Here is a 1848-nt window from a genome sequence, read left to right as displayed (position 1 = left end):
CAGCTCGCCCGCCAGCTCGTCGCTGCCGAGGAAGGCGGCGATCCGCTGCCGGGACTGCGGAGTGCGCCCGATCTCACCGACCCGTCCGCGCAGCACGCCGTACCGCTGGGCGGGGGCGGAGGGCAGGGTGAGGTCGACCGCCGCGCCGGCGGACAGGGCGGCGGCCCGGTCGGCGGGGACGTACGCCACGGCGGTGAGCGGGTCGTCCGCGTGGGCCACCCGCTCCACGGAGGCCAGGTCCGCGCCGGTGGTCACCACCGAGCCGATGCCGGAGGCGAGTGCGGTGACCCGGCCGGGGGCGAGCGCCTTCACGACGGCGCGGGTCCCGCCGGCGGTGCGCACCTCGAAGAGCGGCGTGCCCTCGGCGACCCGGTCCCCCTCGGCGGCCGGTACGCCGGTGACCTGACCGGTCACCGGGCTCTGCACCACGTAGCCGCCCTGGCCGTGGGTGAGGACGGCGGGCGCGCGGACGGTGGCCGAGACCGAGCCGGTCACCGTCCAGAACGCGGCGGCGGCCACCGCGAGCAGGGTGACGCCGAGCGCCAGAAGGCCCCGCGGGCGGGCCAGTCTGACCGGCAGGTCGATTTCCTCGGGGGCCTGCATCCGGGAAAGGGCCTGTGGGCGGAATTGCACGGACGGATTCCTCGTCGGATTCCCGGGCGGGGCTGCCGGATGTGAAAGCCGGGTGAATGCGGAACGGTCGGCAGGTGAATCGGCGAAAGCGAGGCGGGAAGGAGTGGGGCGGCCTCGGGGCCGGTGAATGGGCCGAGGCGGCTGGGGCCTGTGGCGGTCCCGCGCGCGAGGCCCGGAGCTGCTCCCGGAACCGGACGCGTGACGCCTTTCGGACGGCGCGCGCGGCCGGCGGCGGGCTCCTGGTGGGCGCCCGCCGCCGGCCGCCCGCGGCGCGTCTCTCAGAGACCGGCCGCGAAGTTGGCCGCACCGGTGGTGTTCAGGCCGGTCAGGCCGTCCACCGTGCCGGTCAGGTCGCCGATGGCGCCGGACACCGGGACCACCGCGTCGACGGTGCCCACGAGGTTGCCGACGGCGCCGCCGACCAGACCGCCGGACACGTTGTCGAGGTCGGCGTCGGAGATCTCCTGGGTCTGGAGCTGGTGGTTCATGCGTTTCCCTTCACACGGAACACACGGGGGGACGCCGGTCGCGGGGACCGGGCGGACCGTGCGGTCGCGCTGGTGACTCGGATGTCGGTGAGAAAACCGCGGGCCGGTATTTCTCCGTGGCTGTCGCGGTGCGAAGGATCAAAGCACGGGTAAGCGGCGGTCAGCCAATCCTCCGGCTCTTCGCCGGGGAAATGCGGGCGCGGTCGTGCCATTCTGTGCGGGCGCGTTCATGGCTCGGTGCCGAATTCTCCACACGGTGCGGTGCGGGCGGGTGCCGGACCGGTTTCGGCGGGCTGAGCGGAAGGGGACATTCCGGCACGGGCCGTCCCGCTGGTCCGTACCGCGGTCCGGTCGCCCCGGCCGCCGGGCGCGGGAGAGGGGGCCGCGCTGTGACGTTCGTACAGTCGCTGTGGAGATCCCCTGAAGGGCGCCGGCGGCCCCACCGCACCGCCGCTGCCGGGGTCACCCGGACGGCCTACAGACGGGGCCCCGGCGGCGTACGAGCGGCGCATCCGGGCACTCGCCGGGGTCCGCAGGACCGGGACCGCCCACCGTAGCGCGTGGGACCGGGCCGCGGTACCAGACCCGGAGGAGGGCGCCCGATGACCGCTCGTGCAACGGAACGGCCGACGCCTGGGCCCGCTCGCGCAATGGAACGGCCGAACCCGAGGCCCGGAACGCGGGCGCGGGGCCGGACCGGGGGCGACCGGTGAGCCGGGGGCTGGAC

2 protein-coding genes are annotated in these 1848 nt (G+C 75.4%); both read right to left on the bottom strand.

Going from position 1 to position 1848, the window contains the following annotated elements:
• Nucleotides 1-633, bottom strand: a 633-nt coding sequence (locus C6N75_RS28440; protein ID WP_105871727.1) for an HlyD family efflux transporter periplasmic adaptor subunit, incomplete at its 3' end; no start/stop codon positions are given.
• Between the two features lie 278 nt (nt 634-911).
• Nucleotides 912-1121, bottom strand: coding sequence for a type A2 lantipeptide (locus C6N75_RS28435; protein WP_105871726.1), 210 nt, complete (start codon nt 1119-1121; stop codon nt 912-914).
• Nucleotides 1122-1848 lie beyond the last annotated feature (727 nt).

This window comes from Streptomyces solincola, assembly GCF_002982015.1.
GTDB classification, from domain to species: Bacteria; Actinomycetota; Actinomycetes; order Streptomycetales; family Streptomycetaceae; genus Streptomyces; species Streptomyces solincola.
The sequence above is the reverse complement of the archived record's forward strand: the minus strand, read 5'-3'. Positions and strand labels throughout refer to the sequence as shown.

Excerpts from the sequence above, each read along its gene's own strand:
- C6N75_RS28435 (WP_105871726.1), bottom strand. The coding sequence starts at position 1,121 with ATGAACCACCAGCTCCAGACCCAGGAGATCTCCGACGCCGACCTCGAC.